Annotated in this window: 17 protein-coding genes and 1 riboswitch; of the genes, 13 read left to right on the top strand and 4 right to left on the bottom strand. The window is 47.9% G+C overall.

Going from position 1 to position 18,053, the window contains the following annotated elements; all coding sequences use genetic code 11:
• The first annotated feature begins 34 nt into the window (after positions 1-34).
• A riboswitch (SAM riboswitch) is annotated at positions 35-139 on the top strand.
• Positions 140-212: 73 nt separating this feature from the next.
• Genes GVY43_RS03920 through GVY43_RS03910 form a run of 3 tightly spaced genes read left to right on the top strand, consistent with a single transcriptional unit; the run spans position 213 to position 2,714 of the window.
• Positions 213-1,034 carry a MetQ/NlpA family ABC transporter substrate-binding protein gene (locus GVY43_RS03920; protein ID WP_159562335.1) on the top strand — a complete coding sequence of 274 codons (822 nt, stop codon included), beginning with the start codon at positions 213-215 and terminating at the stop codon, positions 1,032-1,034.
• Between the two features lie 11 nt (positions 1,035-1,045).
• Positions 1,046-2,080, top strand: a complete 1,035-nt coding sequence (locus tag GVY43_RS03915; RefSeq protein ID WP_159562334.1) for a methionine ABC transporter ATP-binding protein — start codon at positions 1,046-1,048, stop codon at positions 2,078-2,080.
• Positions 2,052-2,714, top strand: a complete 663-nt coding sequence (locus GVY43_RS03910) for a methionine ABC transporter permease (RefSeq protein ID WP_012726344.1) — start codon at positions 2,052-2,054, stop codon at positions 2,712-2,714. Before GVY43_RS03915 ends, GVY43_RS03910 begins: the two co-directional genes overlap by 29 nt.
• 29 nt (positions 2,715-2,743) lie before the next feature.
• On the opposite strand, the gene GVY43_RS03905 is transcribed toward GVY43_RS03910, so the two are convergent.
• Positions 2,744-3,139, bottom strand: coding sequence for a Spx/MgsR family RNA polymerase-binding regulatory protein (locus GVY43_RS03905; protein WP_012726343.1), 396 nt, complete (start codon positions 3,137-3,139; stop codon positions 2,744-2,746).
• A gap of 161 nt (positions 3,140-3,300) precedes the next feature.
• Here GVY43_RS03905 and GVY43_RS03900 point away from each other — a divergent pair, with 161 nt between their 5' ends.
• The 5 genes from GVY43_RS03900 (at position 3,301) to GVY43_RS16100 (ending at position 8,712) form a co-directional block, all read left to right on the top strand.
• Entirely contained in the window at positions 3,301-3,684 is a 384-nt protein-coding gene (locus GVY43_RS03900) for a DUF302 domain-containing protein (RefSeq protein WP_012726342.1), read from the top strand.
• A 120-nt stretch (positions 3,685-3,804) separates the two neighbouring features.
• On the top strand, positions 3,805-5,082 hold the full coding sequence (locus GVY43_RS03895) for a hypothetical protein (protein ID WP_159562333.1): 1,278 nt from the start codon (positions 3,805-3,807) through the stop codon (positions 5,080-5,082).
• The gene (locus tag GVY43_RS03890; protein ID WP_159562332.1) at positions 5,079-6,350 is read left to right on the top strand and encodes a hypothetical protein; all 1,272 of its coding nucleotides are present in this window, start codon (positions 5,079-5,081) and stop codon (positions 6,348-6,350) included. The genes GVY43_RS03895 and GVY43_RS03890 overlap by 4 nt, the downstream gene beginning before the upstream one ends.
• The gene (locus GVY43_RS03885; RefSeq protein ID WP_159562331.1) at positions 6,347-7,648 is read left to right on the top strand and encodes a hypothetical protein; all 1,302 of its coding nucleotides are present in this window, start codon (positions 6,347-6,349) and stop codon (positions 7,646-7,648) included. Before GVY43_RS03890 ends, GVY43_RS03885 begins: the two co-directional genes overlap by 4 nt.
• Before the next feature lie 158 nt (positions 7,649-7,806).
• Entirely contained in the window at positions 7,807-8,712 is a 906-nt protein-coding gene (locus GVY43_RS16100; protein WP_159562330.1) for a methyl-accepting chemotaxis protein, read from the top strand.
• A 21-nt stretch (positions 8,713-8,733) separates the two neighbouring features.
• Here GVY43_RS16100 and GVY43_RS03875 read toward each other — a convergent pair whose 3' ends face one another.
• A complete protein-coding gene (locus tag GVY43_RS03875) occupies positions 8,734-9,387 on the bottom strand; it encodes a M48 family metallopeptidase (RefSeq protein ID WP_159562329.1) in 654 nt (217 codons plus the stop codon).
• Positions 9,388-9,503: 116 nt separating this feature from the next.
• On the opposite strand from GVY43_RS03875, the gene GVY43_RS03870 reads away from it, so the two are divergent.
• From GVY43_RS03870 to GVY43_RS03860, 3 genes are read left to right on the top strand one after another with little or no spacing between them, the layout of a single operon-like run.
• Positions 9,504-10,676 (top strand): MalY/PatB family protein, encoded by a 1,173-nt coding sequence (locus tag GVY43_RS03870; RefSeq protein ID WP_159562328.1) that lies wholly within the window; start codon positions 9,504-9,506, stop codon positions 10,674-10,676.
• Positions 10,677-10,731: 55 nt separating this feature from the next.
• Positions 10,732-11,943 carry a hypothetical protein gene (locus tag GVY43_RS03865; protein WP_159562327.1) on the top strand — a complete coding sequence of 404 codons (1,212 nt, stop codon included), beginning with the start codon at positions 10,732-10,734 and terminating at the stop codon, positions 11,941-11,943.
• Complete coding sequence (locus tag GVY43_RS03860; protein ID WP_159562326.1) at positions 11,940-13,079, top strand: hypothetical protein; 1,140 nt, start codon at positions 11,940-11,942, stop codon at positions 13,077-13,079. Before GVY43_RS03865 ends, GVY43_RS03860 begins: the two co-directional genes overlap by 4 nt.
• Positions 13,080-13,141: 62 nt before the next feature.
• Here the strand turns inward: GVY43_RS03860 and GVY43_RS03855 are convergent, their stop codons facing one another.
• Both GVY43_RS03855 and GVY43_RS03850 read right to left on the bottom strand, forming a co-directional pair.
• Positions 13,142-14,155 carry a tyrosine-type recombinase/integrase gene (locus GVY43_RS03855; RefSeq protein WP_159562325.1) on the bottom strand — a complete coding sequence of 338 codons (1,014 nt, stop codon included), beginning with the start codon at positions 14,153-14,155 and terminating at the stop codon, positions 13,142-13,144.
• Positions 14,156-14,170: 15 nt separating this feature from the next.
• Positions 14,171-15,214, bottom strand: coding sequence for a GGDEF domain-containing protein (locus tag GVY43_RS03850; protein WP_159562324.1), 1,044 nt, complete (start codon positions 15,212-15,214; stop codon positions 14,171-14,173).
• Between the two features lie 339 nt (positions 15,215-15,553).
• On the opposite strand from GVY43_RS03850, the gene GVY43_RS03845 reads away from it, so the two are divergent.
• Entirely contained in the window at positions 15,554-15,958 is a 405-nt protein-coding gene (locus tag GVY43_RS03845) for a CoA-binding protein (RefSeq protein ID WP_074037001.1), read from the top strand.
• Between the two features lie 126 nt (positions 15,959-16,084).
• Positions 16,085-18,052 carry a DNA topoisomerase IV subunit B gene (gene parE, locus GVY43_RS03840; RefSeq protein WP_074037925.1) on the top strand — a complete coding sequence of 656 codons (1,968 nt, stop codon included), beginning with the start codon at positions 16,085-16,087 and terminating at the stop codon, positions 18,050-18,052.
• Position 18,053 lies beyond the last annotated feature (1 nt).

Below are 18,053 nucleotides of genomic sequence, written 5' to 3'. Positions count from 1 at the left end.
ATCAGTAATATAATAACAAAATAATAGAACCGATTGCTTATCAAGAGTGGTGGAGGGACTGGCCCGATGAAACCCGGCAACCAGATCAGAAATGATCATGGTGCTAATTCCAACAGACGAGACGTCTGGGAGATGAGCGTGTCCGACTTTCACGTGTCGTGCCCGCCGCTCTTTTTGAGTAGCGGGCTTTTCATTTGGAGGAGGAATCATTCATGAACATTAAACAAAAAACAATTTTGGCAGGTACATCTATCCTTGCGGCCATCGCACTCTCAGCGTGCGGACAATCCGAGGCGAGCGAGACGCTAAGCACGAAAGAGCTAACGATCGGCGTGACTGGTGGACCACACGAGCAAATCGCCGAGAAAGTACAGGAGCTCGCAAGAGAAGATGGGCTCGAAATCGATATCAAAGTATTTAATGATTACAACACCCCGAACACCGCTCTCGACGAAGGAAGTCTCGACGTGAACAGCTATCAGACGCTCTCGTTCCTCGAACTGCAAAAATCGGACAAGGGATATAAGATTGACGACGTCTTCAAGACGGTCGCTTTCCCGATGGGGCTCTATTCAGAGAAGTTGACGGATATCAAGGACTTAAAGGAAGGCGATAAAGTAGCCGTCCCGAATGACCCGGCGAACGAGCTCCGTGCGCTACGATTATACGAAACGGCCGGACTCATCACGTTAAAAGAAGGATTGACGGATAAAGCGACGAAGCGCGACATTGCTGAGAATCCGCTCAACCTCGAATTCATTGAACTTGAAGCATCCCAACTGCCGACGCAACTCCCGGAAGTGGCACTCGCGGCCATCAACACGAACTTCGCGATGGGAGCGGGTCTATCCATTAACGAAGATGCCCTCTTCCATGAAGATACGGTCGACAACCCATATCCGAACTACGTCGTCGTCCGTTCGGCCAATAAAGAAGATGAAGTCGTGAAGACACTGAAGTCTTACTATCATTCAGATGAAGTACGTGCCTTCATCGAAGAAGAATTCAATGGTTCGGTCGTGCCGGCATTCTAAGGAGGGGTCTTATGATTGAACTGAAACAAATCACCAAGGAGTTCAAGGTCAACGGAGACACGATCACGGCACTCGATGATGTCTCCCTCACGATTGAGAGAGGGGAAATCTTCGGAATCATCGGGCGAAGTGGTGCCGGTAAGAGTACGCTCATCCGGATGATCAATCTTTTGGAGCGTCCGACATCAGGCGTAGTCGAGATTGAAGGACAAGATATTACACTTCTTAAGAAAAAAGGGTTGTCGACGTTACGCCAGCGAATCGGTATGATCTTTCAGCACTACAACTTGCTGAAAACCGCGACCGTCGAAGAGAATGTCGCCATCCCGCTTCGTCTCGAAGGTCTGGAAAAACAGGTCATCCGCGAACGGGTCGACCGCTATCTCCAAATCGTCGGGCTGAGCGAACATCGGAACCATTATCCTGAACAATTGTCAGGTGGACAAAAGCAACGTGTCGCCATTGCGCGAGCACTCGCCCATGAGCCTGATATTCTCCTCAGTGATGAGGCGACGAGTGCACTCGACCCTGAGACGACTGAGTCGATTTTAGAGTTACTGCTCGAAATCAATCGTGAGCTTGGATTGACGATTTTCTTGATTACGCATGAGATGGAAGTCATCGAACGAATCTGTGATCGAGTCGCCGTCATCGATCGTGGCCAAATCGTTGAACAAGGACACGTACTAGACGTCTTCTCCAATCCGTCACACGAAACGACCCAGAAGTTCCTAAAGACAAATCTTGACGTGCCAGAAGAAGTCGTATCGGAACTCCAGACTCGGGGAACGCTCGTCCACTTGTCGTTCATCGGCAGTCAGACGGAACAGGCAGTTCTGGCCCAACTGACCAAGCGGTTTGGTATTCTACCGAACATCATTGGAGGCGGGATTAAAAAGTTAAAGGCGGGTCTTGTCGGAAACTTGCTCGTTCATCTCGATGGAGATCATGATCAAACGGAACTCGCCGTCCGTTATTTGAAGACGAGCGGCGTACATGTGAGGGAGGTGTCAAACCATGCAACAGTTTTGGACAGACTGGGGTGATTTAATATGGACGGGAACGGTCCAAACCTTGACGATGACGAGTATTGCGCTATTGATTTCGACATTGATCGGATTGCCGCTCGGGACGTTGCTCGTCTTGACAAGACCGAACGGAAGACTCGCAAACCGATTCGTCTATGGTGGCTTGTCGAGCGTCATCAACGTCATCCGTTCAATCCCTTTCATCATTCTGTTATTCTTCATCTTGCCGTTCACACGGTTCATCATGGGAACGACGATTGGCGTGCAGGGCGTATTGCTCCCCTTGATCGTCTTCACCGCTCCGTATATCGCTCGACTCATGGAGTCGGCACTACTCGAAGTCGACCGCGGGGTCATCGAGGCGTATGAGGCAATGGGAATCTCGACGAGAAAAATCATCTGGTACGTCCTCATTCGAGAAGCTCGGTCTTCCATCGTTCTCGGATTGACGATTGCGACGATTGGGTTGATTGGAGCGACGGCCATGGCCGGACTCGTCGGAGCAGGTGGGCTAGGTGATATCGCCTATCAATACGGACATCTCCGTTTCGAACCGGAAGTCATGTACGTGACCATTTTCGTCCTCATCCTCCTCGTTCAATCCATCCAATCCTTCGGGAATCGACTGGCGGCAAAATTGAAAAAGGCATAAAAAGAATCGTGTCGCTTTCGCGTCACGATTTATGCGTTATGGAGCAGACGTTTCAGTTCGGCGATGCGATCATGTCTCGGGATGAACGTCCGAATCTCTTTCTCACTGAAACCGACCTGGATGCGATGATGATCGAAGACGATCGGACTTTTCAGGATTTGAGGATTCGAGGCGACGAAGCTATATAGCTCACGAATCGACATCTCGTCAAGTTTCTCTGCCGCTTGTTTATAGACACTCTTTTGGACCGACAACAAATCGGTCGTCCCATTTTCCGTCAGGCTCAACATCTCTTTGAATTCTCCGAAGGATAAACCTTGGTCTGTCAATTTCTTTTCGATGAAGGGAATTTTTTGTTCCCGTAACCAATCAATCGTTTTTCTGGAAGAACTGCAGCTTGTATGCGTGAATACCGTGACCGTCACGACAACCACTTCTCCTTTACATCAGTTTGGTTCTAACTATTATCTCCTTTTATACGTTCGAGTTCGTGATTATGTTTCAAATCACATACAGTTTCTTTTTGATTGAGGACCACTTCGTTCGGGTACAGATTCCATGAGTAACCAGATAAGGAGGAATGAAGATGTTTGACTATACCGTACAATCCGACCGTACCGTAGATGATGTTGTCGTTCGTCTCGGAGAAGCATTGAAAGAAGAATCATTCGGGGTGCTGTGGGACTTTGATTTGAGTGAGACGCTTGAGAAAAAGGGACAGGGGATTGATGGGAAGTATCGCATCTTAGAAGTATGCAATCCGAAGGCGGCAAAAGAAGTGCTGTCGCAACAGTTAGAAGGGGGCTATTTCCTTCCATGTAAAATCGCGGTGTTCGAAAAAGACGATCATACCCAAATCGGCATGCCGAGACCGACTGAATTAATTCGCCTCATCGATGACGAATCGTTACAAGCCGTCGCTTTAGACGTCGAGTCCCGATTGCAACGTGCCATCGACCAAAGTAAATGATTGTTCTACCATCCGCTCATGAAACGTGAGCGGATTTTTTTCGTATAAGATAGTTAGATAATGGTAAAATTGGATGGTACGATTGGAGGAGGGGATATTTTGTACAAAAGAGGAATAATGATGTTACTGAGTGCTTCATTTTTAAGCGCATGTGGGGCATCTGAAATAGAAGTGATTCAACTGGATTACATAGAGGATCAATGGAATGTGGAAAGCTATTCAAAAGAAGGGGAAATGATTGAAGTTCATGAGACAAAAGAAGTATTGGCTGCATGCGTTGGGGAGCGTGCAACCGAATTAAAGGGTGACATCACTGTATATCAAACGGCGATTGCAGGGAGAACAGAACCTGTTTCAGCCATGACCTCATATACTATGAAAGTCGTGACGTACTTAGAAGGTGACGAACGGTATGTCGTTTGTCGTGAAAGTTACACCAATCAATTGATGGCGGAAGCGATTGACTCGTTTCCAGACTTTGTGAATACAAGTGACGGAATTCGCCTTCCACGACTCCCTCGTATTCATGAGACAACTTCCGCACTACAGAATGAGTTAATGGAAGCAGAAGGATTGGACATCAACGGGAATTCCATCACCCCGTTCCCGCATACGTTATTGGAAATCGAACCGGCGCTCTATGGCGAACTTGAAATGAAACTTGATGGCAAGGTGATCCGTTATCCGATTGCGCAGTTCGAGCCGCGAGGATTTGAGATGCCGAATCAACAGATTGCCATCGGATATGATAACAAGACGTTTCGTCCATATATTCTCTACTCGTTTGACGGACAATTTTTTATGCCGCACCCGATCGAGTTTGGTGAGTTAGATGACCCTGAGTCAAAAGAGAACACGGTCTATTCCGAGCTGGAAATCAAGACAGTCGCGACAGTTCGCGAACTGAACGAAGGAGAGGAGCATCAGTTCTATACTTTCTCGTATTTGAAAAACGGGAAACGTGTGTCCGAAACGATGACGATTCGCTTCGCTCCTGGCATGTTGTTAAAAGAAGGAGAAGAACCGGATCCGATGTTTGAGGATTGGTTGCCTGTTGAAGAAGCCGGTCCAAGGGTCATCGTCCATCGCCACCCATACGATGGAGGGGCAATGGATTTCGCAGAATATAGTGAGGCCACCAAAGAGGAAGCGAAAGAATTGTTCGACATAATCAATCAGGCAGACCCCGTCGATCGCCACGGAGAAGATTCAGAATATCGATATTTGACCTTAACAGACGGTTGGAAGGGGCAAGTATTCGAAATCAGTTATAAAAAACGTTCGAAAAAAATTGATATCTATTTAACGGACTCGCTCCGCGATCAAACATATAAATTATCGAGCGAAGGAGCGGAGGCATTCTTAGACACGTTTCCGCGTCTAAGGGAAACATTATGAAACGAATCCTTTTATTCATTTGTTGTATTGGTTTGTTGACAGGTTGTGATGATGAACAGATGGATGTCGTAAAGATAGACTACCTCCCGGAACATTGGAATGTGAAAGATCTACATTCAGGTCATATGGCTGCCAAGTCAGTGAGGTGGACGGCCGATTTACTCGATGCGTGTTCTGGTAAAGCGATTTCACGTATCGACGAGGACGTCACTGTCTATCGTTCGTATGAATTGAATCGAAAATTCGATGATGCACATAAAATCGTGATGTATATGGAGGGAGATCAACCATACGCTGTTTGCTATGACAGTGCTTCTGAACAAATAAGGGCGGAAGAGATAGATGAATTTCCTCACTTTGTTCATATAGAAGAAGGGACCGACATCTTGAGTAAGCCAACGATTCGTAAAGGTACACATGAAGAATTGAAAGAAATGGAACAGAAAGACCAAGGTCATTTCTATCCTGTGCCCATCCGTCTCTTCGAAGGGACGATGATTCATGTGACACCCTCATTATATGGTCAGATCGATTTAACGATTGGAGATCGGCAGGGTCTTTTTCCACTTTCTCATTTAGAACCGTTTAATGCCCAAACGGAAGAAGTAGCAATCGCGCTCGGGTATGACGAACAATCGAAAGAAGCGTATTTTTATTACGAGAAAGAAGATGGATTGACGACCATACTTCCTTTAGTCGTGTGGAATGACAAAGAGCATAAACACGAGCCGATTCAATTCGAAGGACTACGAGTAGAACAGGCATTACAGGGGGACATTCTCGAACCTGGTGTTAAGACGCCTCTATATACGTTCTCCTTCATTGAAGGTGGGAAACGTGTGAATGAAGTGATCAGTCTAACTTACTTGAATGGTGAATTTTCGACAAATGATGCTGTCCGCAACGCAAGCGAATCAAATCCTGCTGGCGAAACTGATCCATTCGTTTTCGTTCATGAGAAACCTTTAAACGGAGCAATCGATATCCAGTATCCGGACGTGCTACGAGCTGAAGGGAACGACATATCTGATTTGATGGCTGTAATCAAGGATGCTACACCTGTCAAACGTGCTGGAGATGTGACTGACTATTCGCGTCTTTCGATCGTCGATGGTTGGGGTGGTCAAGAATTTCAGTTAAGTTTCAAGGAACGATCTCAAAAAATCGATGTTTATCTGACGGATCCACTTCGCGATCAAACATTTAAATTATCAAGCAAAGGAGCAGAACGGTTCTTGGATGTATTTCCGGAGGTGAAAGGGTCATGATGAAACGAATGCTATTGATGTTAAGCGCAGTCGGGATTTTATCGGGTTGTGGTAGTGAAAAAATGGATGTCGTGCAGCTAGACTATATGCCTGAGCAATGGAACGTGGGCGATTTGTATTCGAATCAGATGGATGCCGAATCGGAGACATGGACGACGCACATCCTCGATGCATGCACAGGCGAGCCGATTACACAGATTGAAGGGGATGTGACGGTTTTCAATTCATATGCGCTGAATCGGAAAGTCATGATATCAGATTATGATCCGAACTCATATAAATTAGTGACATTCTTGAAAGGAAAAGAAAACTACACCATTTGCTATGATGGAGACTATTCCAACATGAAATTAGGGAAGATTGATGAACTACCGGACTTCCTCGATTTATCAGCGGGTATCAAAGTCCCGAGCGTCCCGAAGATGAAAGCGGGTACGAAAGAGGAAGAACACGACGCAGAACAGAGTGACCCATCCGAGTACCTTGGGATGCCCATCAACCTGTTCGAAGACACGATGATTCATTTGACCTCTCCTTTGAATGGCGCGATTGCGTTAACAGTAGGTGAACAGGAAGGAATCTTTCCCATCTCAACCATTGAACCATATAATGCGCAAATGGGAACCGCAAAGATTGCACTCGGATATAATGACAAATTGAAAGCCGCTCACTTTTACTTCGAAACTACGAACGGTACGACATCTATTCAACCTTTCCTTGTATGGGATGAGAAAGACGGCGCACATGTCCCCATCCAATTCGAAGGATTACAAGTCGAACGGGTCCTCCAGACGGATACATTAGAGCCGGGAGTTAAGACACCTCTTTACATATTCTCATACATAAAAAATGGGAAGCGTGTGAAAGAAGAAGTCAGCTTGACGTACACGAAGGGCGAGTTTGCCACGAAAGATTCCATTAAAGAATCCACTGAAGCAGGACTCATTGCAAATCCTTCCGTTCCGCGAGGTCCGTTTTTCTTTCTCCATAAAAACCCGTTAGATGCGGAAGCCACATTGAATTATCCGGATACATTGCGTGCGGCTGGCATCGACATGTCTGATTTGATGAACGCATTTAAGGAGGCAGAACCGGTGGATCGAGCTGGAGAAGTGGGGGACTATCCTCTTCTCACCATCATAGATGGATGGAAAGGGCAAGAGTTTCAGTTAAGCTTCCAGAAACGGTCTAAAAAAGTAGATGTCTATGTGACGGATGAAACACGAAACCAAACGTTCAAACTGAGCAGTGCAGGGGCGGAAACGTTTTTCTCCTATTTCCCTGATTTAGATGAGTGAAAGGCGCCCCTTGGCGTCTTTTTATTTGGTAAATACTTCAAATCCAAGATATTGACCTTCTGTATAAAAAGAGAGTAATGGAATGTTATGGGATACGTTACACTGAAATTCACGATTTAGTACGAACATCCTAAGAATAAGAAAGGTTGCTATCTATAATGAGTACTTTGAACCAAAAAGGAATTCAATCTGCAGACGTTTTTCAATCCATTGAAACGAATATGGCGATGATTCGATTCGACCGTCAACGCCGGGTCGTCGATGTGAACGATACGTTTGCGAAAGCAATGAAATATAGACGCGAGGAGATGATTGGCATGCAGCATCACTTGTTCTGCCCTTCTTCCTTTGTCAATAGTCCAGAGTATTCGGCATTTTGGGAGAAATTATGGAATGGTTTCAGTTTCTCGGATAAAGTGGAGCGTGAGAATGCAAAAGGGGAAACCATTTGGCTCGAGGCGACGTATATGCCGATTTTTGAAGGAGATGATGTCATCGGTGTCGTCAAGATCGCATCGGACATCACCGCACGGCAACAAGTGATTGAGGATTATGCGTATCGCTTTAAATCGATGACCGATGTGCTCGACGAACGGGCGAAGACAGGCATGCAAGACACGAAAGTATTGAATGAAACGATTGAAAAGCTTGCAAAAGATGCCGCGGACAACCTCCATGCCCTTCAGAACTTGCGTCGTCAAGCCGATGACATCGCGAAAATTGCCTCGTCGATCAAAGAGATTGCGGCACAAACGAATCTATTGTCCCTGAATGCTGCCATCGAAGCGGCACGAGCAGGTGAACACGGACTTGGATTTAATGTGGTTGCGACAGAGGTCCGCAACCTCTCTCGTATGGTTGAACGTGCGGTCATCGACGTCAACTCGAACACGGAAGGGATGAACGTCGAGCTTCGGAAAATTGTAGAAGGTGTTACTGCGTCCAATCAAGAGATTCAGTTAAGTGCACAAACGATGGAACAGACGATGGAGCGATTCCATACGTTCGAGCAGGCAGCAGCCGAGTTACATGATACGGCCGACACATTTACATCCAACCTGTGAACCGATTGACCCTACACGGGGTCAGTCGGTTTTTTTGAGCTGTAACGTATGTCCGTGTCGTTTCAACCAATCTTTCGCTGTAGCGGTATTCGGATAGATCGTTTGTAACGTGCTCCAAAAAGAAGGGGAGTGATCGAAGTGAACGAGATGCACCCATTCGTGAGCGATGACGTAGTCCATCATCTCTTTTGGCGCCAACATGAGGCGAACATTGATGGAGATGGTTCCATTCGAACTACATGATCCCCAGCGTGTCTTTTGGTGACCGATACGAATCTTTTTTGCTTTAACGCCTAAGATCTTTTCATAAATTGGTGCCCGCTCGATCGCATAGTGTAAGGCACGTTCACGAAGCCAAATCTCATACTGTTTCCAGAGTGTAGCGTCGTCCCATGCTTCCGGAACCAAAAAAGACGTGCCGTCATGCCGAAGCGTCCGCCCGCTGTCTCTTCTGACCGGGTAATGCTCTCCGTGAAGCACAAGTCCGCGATCAAGAACGGACATCTGTTGAGGAAGATTCTGCAACGTCTCACGAATCCATGTGTCGTGCTCTTCTAGTGCGCGGTCGACGAGACGTTTTGGCAATCGAGCCGGGACTCGGAGTTCGATTCCTTCCGGTGTGACATAAAAGGCAGCTCTTTTTCTTCGTTTGTTTCGAATGACGGTAACACGCATTGATGTGCCTCCTTTCTTATCTCGATAGAGTATAACGAAGTCGGCAAAAAACTGCCATGCTTTTTTTGGCACGTAGTCGAATCAACTTTGATACAGTAATAGGAGGAGGGATGAATATGAAATCAATTTTACAACAACAACTTGAACGTAAAGGGACGAATTCGGTGAAGTGGGATGGGTTGGAGCGATGGTTCCGTTTGTCAGAAGACGTGTTACCGCTATGGGTAGCGGATATCGACATCCGTACTGCACCGTCCATCTCCGAGGCGCTCGCTATAAAAGCCGCTCAAGGGGAATTCGGGTATACATTGTTCGCACCTGAAGCGCAAACAGCGGTGAGCGATTGGTACGGCCGACGTCACGATTTAATTGTTGACCCGAACCATGTGTTATTCTCTAGCGGTGTCGTGCCTGCGTTGACGCATATCGTCGAGGCGTTGACTGAAGTCGGAGATGGCGTCGTCATCCAGTCACCTGTCTATCCACCATTCCACGAACTCGTTGTCGGTTCCAAGCGACAAGTGTTCGATGCCCCGTTGAAAAAAATTGACGAGCGCTACGAGATGGATTTTGTCGCACTCGAGGAAGCGATGAAACAAGCGAAACTCTTCCTACTCTGTTCCCCACATAATCCAGTTGGGCGTGTCTGGACGAGAGCGGAACTAGAAAAGGTCGTAGAACTCGCGGATCAATATGAGGTGATTGTCGTTGCTGACGAGATTCATGCAGATTTGACATTCCCGTCTCATAAACATACCGCAATCGGCACACTCGACTCGCGTGTCATCACGGTAAGTGCGCCCTCAAAAGCATTTAATATCGCCGGATTATTTGCGTCCTACATCATTTGTCCGGTCGATGAGTGGCGGAAGCAAATCACGAAAGTACAGAACAAACATCATGTGCTCCCGACACCGTTCGCGAACACGGCTATCATCGCCGCGTATACCGACAACCGCGCGGAACGTTGGCTCGACCAGTTGCGAGAAGAATTGGAGCATCAAATGAATGACGTGATCGATTCCATCGAATCAAACCTTCCGATGCTCCATACGACCCGTCCGGAAGCGAGTTATCTGCTTTGGCTCGATTTCTCGGAGTTACCGATGTCTGCCGAGGAGCGGAAGTCATGGCTTCATCATGAGGTTCGGATCTTCTTGTCACCGGGTGGTCCGTTCGGTCCTCAAGGTGAAGCGTTCGAACGGATGAATATCGGGACTCGTCGTGAACTGTTGGACGAGGCGATTCATCGGCTGAGCGCGCAAATGAAGCGAAAAGCGTTTGTGTAAAACGAGAATCGGGAAAAATTCACAATGAGATGATGAAAGAAAGTGAGTGGATGGGATGGAGACGATCAACTGGAAGAAAAAGATGGAGGAACAGTTAAGGCGTAGCGGCTTCACCTTGCAAGTCGAAAACATGTCCAATATCCGCTTGACTGAGATTCATGCGAGTTCTTCTCCATTGATCTCTTATCCGCTCCGAGTCCGTTTATATGAGCGGATGGGTTGGCTCATGTGTACGGTCGATTCGCCAACGCTCGATCGGAATGAAGACCATCCGTTATTTGAACGCATGGTGACCGCCGTCTTTGAACGGATTGTGCGTCACCTTTATAACGGATATGGTTTTCATATCTTGACGTTTATCGGAGATACGGGAAATTACATCGCTCCGAAAGATTCGGAGACAGGGGAGGTCGTGCGTCTCGTCGCCCACCTTTGGAATGACCGGTCGTACATTCACCTCGACACCTTTGAAGAGTATCCCGCCTTATACGTGACGCCGCCATGGGCACATCAAGCCTATGCCATCGAAAGCACAGAGGATGAGTGGGTTATCTACGCAGGGAGAGGGGGGAGGCCGTCGACCGATTATCGTGCGGACGGTGTCGAATTGAAACCTCATCGTCTATCGGATGGTGAGCTCTTCTTCCCGGTGGATCGGATTTCGAAAGAGAAAGGAACCCTCGCCCTGGCCGAATGGCTTCGACTCGAAAGGCGAGAAGTCGAGGACTTTATGATGTCCTTCATGCAGACAATCCGGAAGTTCGATCCGTCATTTGGATTCGCATGGGGTGGGACCGAAACCTTTTTTCATGGTGTACCGGTTGAACCGTACGCGCAGGTGCTCAGGCTCGAAAGTGGGAAACGTCGCTATCGCGTCATGAACAATACGGCAAAACGACTATTTGCCGCCTCGGACGACCCGAACGAGTGTCTGAAGGAAGTGAGTCGAACACTAGGGACAATCACGCTCCCTGAACGGCGTGTCTCAGCCCTCGGTCAATTGATCATGGGGATCTGGCAACAGTTTGAGACCGATGAAGAGACGTACATTCAAGAAGTCGCGTTTCGAGACATCTCCAAATTCCAAATGGAAGAAAAGATTGGGCATTCTCTCGCGAATCAACAACGGATTCGCTGGATCGACAAGAATCATCCGCATCAGGATGTGATTGAATATGCTCATCTTCGTATCACGTTCCCGAAACGACCACCTGGGCTTGTTACAGTCGAACCCGCTGAATCCGGACAAGAGAGAGGTGCTTTATGAGAATTGTTGACGCACGAGCCATGCCAATCGATCATGAAGATGTGATCGCCGTTACCCCTTCCTCTGTCTACTATCGCGAGAAGATGGATCGAACGACATTCTCGCTCTATCGCTTTGACGAAGAGGACGGCGTGATCACACAATTGAATCGAAGGGAGTACACGGATTATGGTTATCCCAAGCTTTTCGTCGATGGAGACATCGTCTACTTTATAAATGAGGTTCCAGACGGTGAAGGGGTAGTCAAGACAGAATTGATCGCCTTCTCTTACAAGTCAGGCACCGAAGAAATTGTCACGACGTTTGAGAAGCGTGGGAATAGCACATTGTTCTGGGTATTGGATCATCGTTACTTCCTCTTTTTGACGGCGTTTGAATCATCGGATGAAGCATGGCTTTATGACCGGGTGACCAATCAACGGGAGCGTATTCGAGATGAGCGCCTCGTCGGTAAGACGGAACGATTCCGAGAATTATATTTGTTTACGACCACATTCGCCGGTGTTCCATACATCGTCTGTAACGCAAGACTCGATGAGTTTGACTATTATAATGCACTCGATGATGGGCGCATCTCTCCTGACGACCCGATTGACCATTCCGAGGCACTATTGATTTGCCCACTTGAAGAGGCAGTCGAGGCGATATGGGATCATCGGGACGAATTGCCATTCGATGATGTCCTTCGTCTTCAAGGGGAAGGGGACACGGTTCAATATCTCGGAGAAAATGAAGGGACGCTTCGATTCTCCGCTTTTGTTGACTCGTTAAATAAGGAAGTCATCTATGATTTGACGGCTCCCGATGTCTTGCATGAAGTATCGGTCGTCGATTGGGGTGCCTATGAACCGATTGATTTCACATACGATGATATTAGTTCGACGATTTTCATCAAAGTCGATGAGACTGATATGCACTCAGAAGTCATCGACCTAGCAACCGGTGCGCGTTATATCGACGCGGAACCGTTCGAACGCGTCATCGGTCACCGCTATCTCGTCCATGAATATACGGAAGGGCTATCGAGCGGTGTCGTGATCTTCGATTTGAAATCTGAAGAACGTTTCGCATATGACAATGCCTATTTTATGGTCATCGATGATGCCATATTGATATTGTCAATGTCTAGTATATAAATATAACCACCACCCATCATATAGGTGGTGGTTATATTTGGATATATAGTTTACATAACATATTACTGTAAACCTGATATTGCGTGTTTTTTCCGTTCGTCTCCGATATGGGCATAGACTTGTGTCGTTGCTACAGATTCATGTCCGAGAAGCTGCTGAATCGTGAGCACATCGACCCCACCCATCGCGAGACGTGAGGCGAAGGTGTGACGCAACTTATGCGGCGTCACCTGCTTATAGCTCAAGAACGGTAGGTAAGGCTTCAAACGGTCAATATGACCTTTCAACATATGTTGAACCGTTCGTACAGCGATTCGATTTCCCTTCTCATTTTGGAACACCGCACCTTCGCTCGACGCGTGGCGATATTCAGAGAGGAGCGGAAGAAGTGGCCCTGCAATTGGGATCAATCGTTCCTTATTCCCTTTACCGATGACCCGAATCGTCCCGGTCTCGAGATTGATATCGGACCAATTGAGTCCGACAAGCTCGGATACGCGCATACCTGTTAGTCCGAGTAATTGTATGATTAAAAAGTCACGTGCACGATTCAGTTCGTACCAACTCGCCTCGCGATTCGTCATGCCGACGTTGCTACGTACAAGCGTCGAGAAATCGAGCCATTCCGATTCCGTCAAATAAACGGGATTCCGTTTGCCGCGCTTCGGACGTTCCACAGTTTGAAAGGGATTCACCGTCGCTTGATTGGTCTCGATTAAGTAATTGAAGAGTGACTGTAACGTTGAAAGCTTCCGATTGATGACGCTTGGAGCGTTTTCGAGATCGAGGGCAAGATAAGTCGCATACGCTTCTGCACCGGCATGGTCAATCTCTGTGAATGATGCCAAGTCAATCGTTTCAAACTCTAACTCGGTACCGCTCACGCGCTCGACCCAACGAAAGAAATCTAAAACATCATACACATAGCGTTGGGCCGTCTGTTTGGAGTAGTGCTTTGCTGCTAAATGATGAAAAAACTGTTGGATGAATGCGGGTAGTCGGTGCAACCCGTTCAACTCGAAGCGTTTCGTCGTCGTCGGTGTCTGCCGCTGTCCAAGTTGACCGAAAATACTCATGGAATGCCCCTTTCTTCATGTTGTTCTCACTTGATTCTTTCCGTTGCGCTTCCCTTCACGAAGGAAGTCATCTGCCTCTTTTATAATCTCTTCAACCGTATCGTGACCAGTACGAACCGCAAGTCCGAATGTCATTGTGACATGAAGTCGTTCCCCTGCGTAATAGAGAGGAATCGACTCGATTTGCTGTCTCAATTGTTCAGCGATTGTAAGGAAGTTATCGCACGGACTCGAAAAGAAAATCAGGAATTCCTCGCCTCCCCATCGGACTACAATCCCATCGACGTCGGATAGGATGCTGGCGACTTGTTGTAGCACCCGGTCCCCACAATCATGTCCGTAAGTCTCGTTAAATGATTTGAATCGATCAATGTCACCGAGGACGAGTGCGTATGGAACGCCTTCATGAGCGGCTTTGTCGATTGCTTTAGAAACCTGTTCATGCCCGACTTTTCGGTTCAATAGTCCGGTCAATCCATCCGTCGAGGCGAGAATTTGCAACCGCTCATTAGATTGTTCGAGTTCATCTGTCACTTCGACAACGGCTGACTCAAAGATAAAGGAGAGCCCTGCAATCATCATCACGGTCGATAGGATACAAAAGAGTCCGAGCGCTTGTTCAATCTGTATAGGTAAGGTCTCGATGCCGTCAGATACATAGATGAATAGAAGGCTATAAATCAGCATCGCAATGGCCGTGGTGAAGATGCGTTGGCCTCTTGATACGCTTGGCATGAAAAAGACACCGTATGCCATCATGAGGATAAAATAATGCATGTTGATCTCCCAGCCGAGTATAACGGTCGAGATGACGGCGTTGTAAACGACTTCGATAAAAAGTCCGGCAAAGAAAATTCCGTACCACCTTTTATGTACAAAATAGAATGAAATCGTGTAGTAGATCACACTCAAGCCATTTGATAGGAATAAGAGAGTCAAATCCAGACGATAAAACAAGATGCAAAATAGGAAGTGAACCAACCAGGCGATAACGTTGCCGTAAAAAGTAATACGTTCATTATATAGTGTTCCTCGACGAGTTTCATAGGTTGTTCCCATCGCACACCTCCTTTCTTTTAGTATAACGAAACAATGAACAAATTTATATAAATGTCCGAAAAACGGATTCAAAAACGCTCTTATCTCGTATGTATTATTGCGTGAAATAGATATTTCACGCAATGTACATGAATTGCGTGATTGTATCTCAATCGAGTGGTTAATCGACTGATTGATTTTATAGCAAAATAAATGGTAGACAATAATTTGTTATGTAAACCATATTGGTTTGTCTTGAAATTGTAATGTTGAGTCATTATACCTTATGATGAAAATAAGACTTGAAACAGGAAGGAAGGTAACGTTACACTGTAAACGTAAACCAAAGGGGGATTTTGGATGGATGATCAGCGTTTGAAGCAACTTTTGTCTGAAGCGAAGACCATCGCGGTCGTCGGTGTGTCCGACAACCCGAACAAGACGGCCAACCAGATTGCGGAGTATTTGCTTCGTGTCGGGTATACCGTCATCCCTGTCAACCCGATGCTCGAGGAGTGGAACGGCCGTAAGGCGTATCCGTCCGTCGAGAGCATCCCGGGTAGAATCGATATCGTCGACGTGTTCCGTCGCAGCGAATTTTTAGCGGGTGTCGCGGAAGATGCGGTACGACATGGGGATGTCGGGCTCGTCTTCAACCAGCTCGGTCTCTCAAGTGCTGAGGCGGAGCAAATCGTGCGTGACGCCGGGCTCGATTATATCGAGAACCGCTGCCTGTACGTGGAGCATGCTCGTCTACTCGGATAAGACCTACCTCCTTGGTAGGTCTCCTTTTTTTCAGCGATGGCTGACAAGGGAGGCTTGCCAGAATCAATGAACAGCTATACAATAGGAAAGAAAAACGAACGTGTGTTCGAAATTGAGGTGACTGCTATGTCAACAGATCTATTTAATTACAATGAAGACGCCATCCAGGTGCTCGAAGGACTCACGGCCGTGCGGAAACGACCGGGGATGTACATCGGGTCAACCGACCATCGCGGACTTCACCATCTCGTCTATGAGATCGTCGACAACGCGATCGATGAGGCGCTCGCCGGGTTCGGCGGTCAAATCGATGTGACGATTCATAAGGACGATGCCATCACGGTCCGTGACCACGGCCGTGGGATGCCGACAGGAATGCACGCCTCTGGAAAGCCTACCCCAGAAGTCATTTTTACGGTCCTTCACGCTGGAGGAAAGTTCGGACAAGGCGGATACAAGACGTCTGGTGGACTCCACGGCGTCGGTGCCTCGGTCGTCAACGCCCTATCAAGCAAGGTCGTCGTGACGATTTATCGTGACGGAAAAGTGTTCGAACAGACCTTTGCAGACGGCGGTGTGCCTCAAACGACACTGATTGAGACAGGCAAGACACGCCAAACCGGCACGAGTGTCTATTTCAAACCGGATGCGACCATCTTCTCAACGACGACGTATAACTATGACACGCTCGCCGAACGCCTCCGTGAATCGGCTTTCCTCTTAAAAGGATTGACGATCACGCTCACTGATGAGCGTACGGAGAAGCAAGAGACGTTCCATTACGAGGAAGGGATTGCCGAGTTCGTCCAATACTTGAACGACGACAAGGCGACACTCCACCCAATCGTCTATTTCGAAGGGGTCGAGAATGAGATCGAGATCGAACTCGCGTTTCAGTTCACCGACGCCTATTCCGAAAATGTGCTCTCGTTCGTCAACAACGTCCGGACACGCGATGGTGGAACGCACGAGGTCGGTGCCAAGACGGCGATGACCCGAATCATGAACGAATATGCACGGAAGAACGGTTTACTCAAAGAGAAAGATAAAAATCTCGACGGCGGCGACGTCCGTGAGGGACTCACGCTCATCGTGTCGGTCCGGATCCCGGAGGAATTCCTCCAGTTCGAGGGGCAGACGAAGTCGAAACTCGGGTCACCGGAGGCACGTGCGAGCGCTGACAGCGTCATGGCGAAACAGTTGACGATCTTCCTAGAAGAGAACCCTCAGATGGCGACGATGCTCATCAAGAAGGCGATTCGTGCGGCACAGGCTCGCGAGGCGGCCCGCAAGGCACGGGAAGAGGCCCGTAACGGGAAGAAAAAGAAACGCTCGAGCATCTTGAACGGAAAATTGACGCCTGCGACGTCAAAGAATGCTGCTAAGAACGAGCTCTTTCTCGTCGAGGGTGACTCGGCCGGTGGTTCAGCCAAACAAGGGCGGGACCGTACGTTCCAGGCTATCCTGCCGCTGCGCGGGAAGGTCATCAACTCGGAGAAGTCGAAACTCCAGGACATCATGAAAAACGAAGAGATCAACACGATCATCCATGCAATCGGCGCCGGGGTCGGTCACGATTTTGATTTGGACGACTGCAACTTCGACAAGGTCATCATCATGACGGATGCCGACACGGACGGTGCACACATCCAGGTGCTCCTCCTCACGTTCTTCTTCCGTTATATGCGACCGCTCGTCGAGGCGGGCCGCGTGTTCGTTGCCTTGCCACCGCTCTATCGCATCTCAAAAGGGAAAGGCAAGTCCGAACAGTTCGACTATGCCTGGGACGAAGAGGCACTCGAGAAGCTCGTCAAAGTGTATAAGAAAGGCTATATCCTCCAACGCTACAAAGGTCTTGGCGAGATGAACGCGGACCAGTTATGGGAGACGACGATGAACCCGGACACTCGTACACTCATCCGTGTCACAGTCGACGATGCGGCCGTTGCGGATAAGCGTGTGTCTGTCCTGATGGGCGACAATGTCACGCACCGTCGTGAATGGATTGAGGAGAACGTCGCCTTCGGACTCCAGGAAGATGATTCGATCATCGCCAATGAACATGTGACTAAAGCGATTGAGGAAGTGATGTAAC

The sequence above is a fragment of the Exiguobacterium sp. 8H genome (genome assembly GCF_902506255.1).
Lineage (GTDB): Bacteria > Bacillota > Bacilli > Exiguobacteriales > Exiguobacteriaceae > Exiguobacterium > Exiguobacterium profundum.
This window is presented reverse-complemented; position numbering and strand designations above follow the sequence as displayed.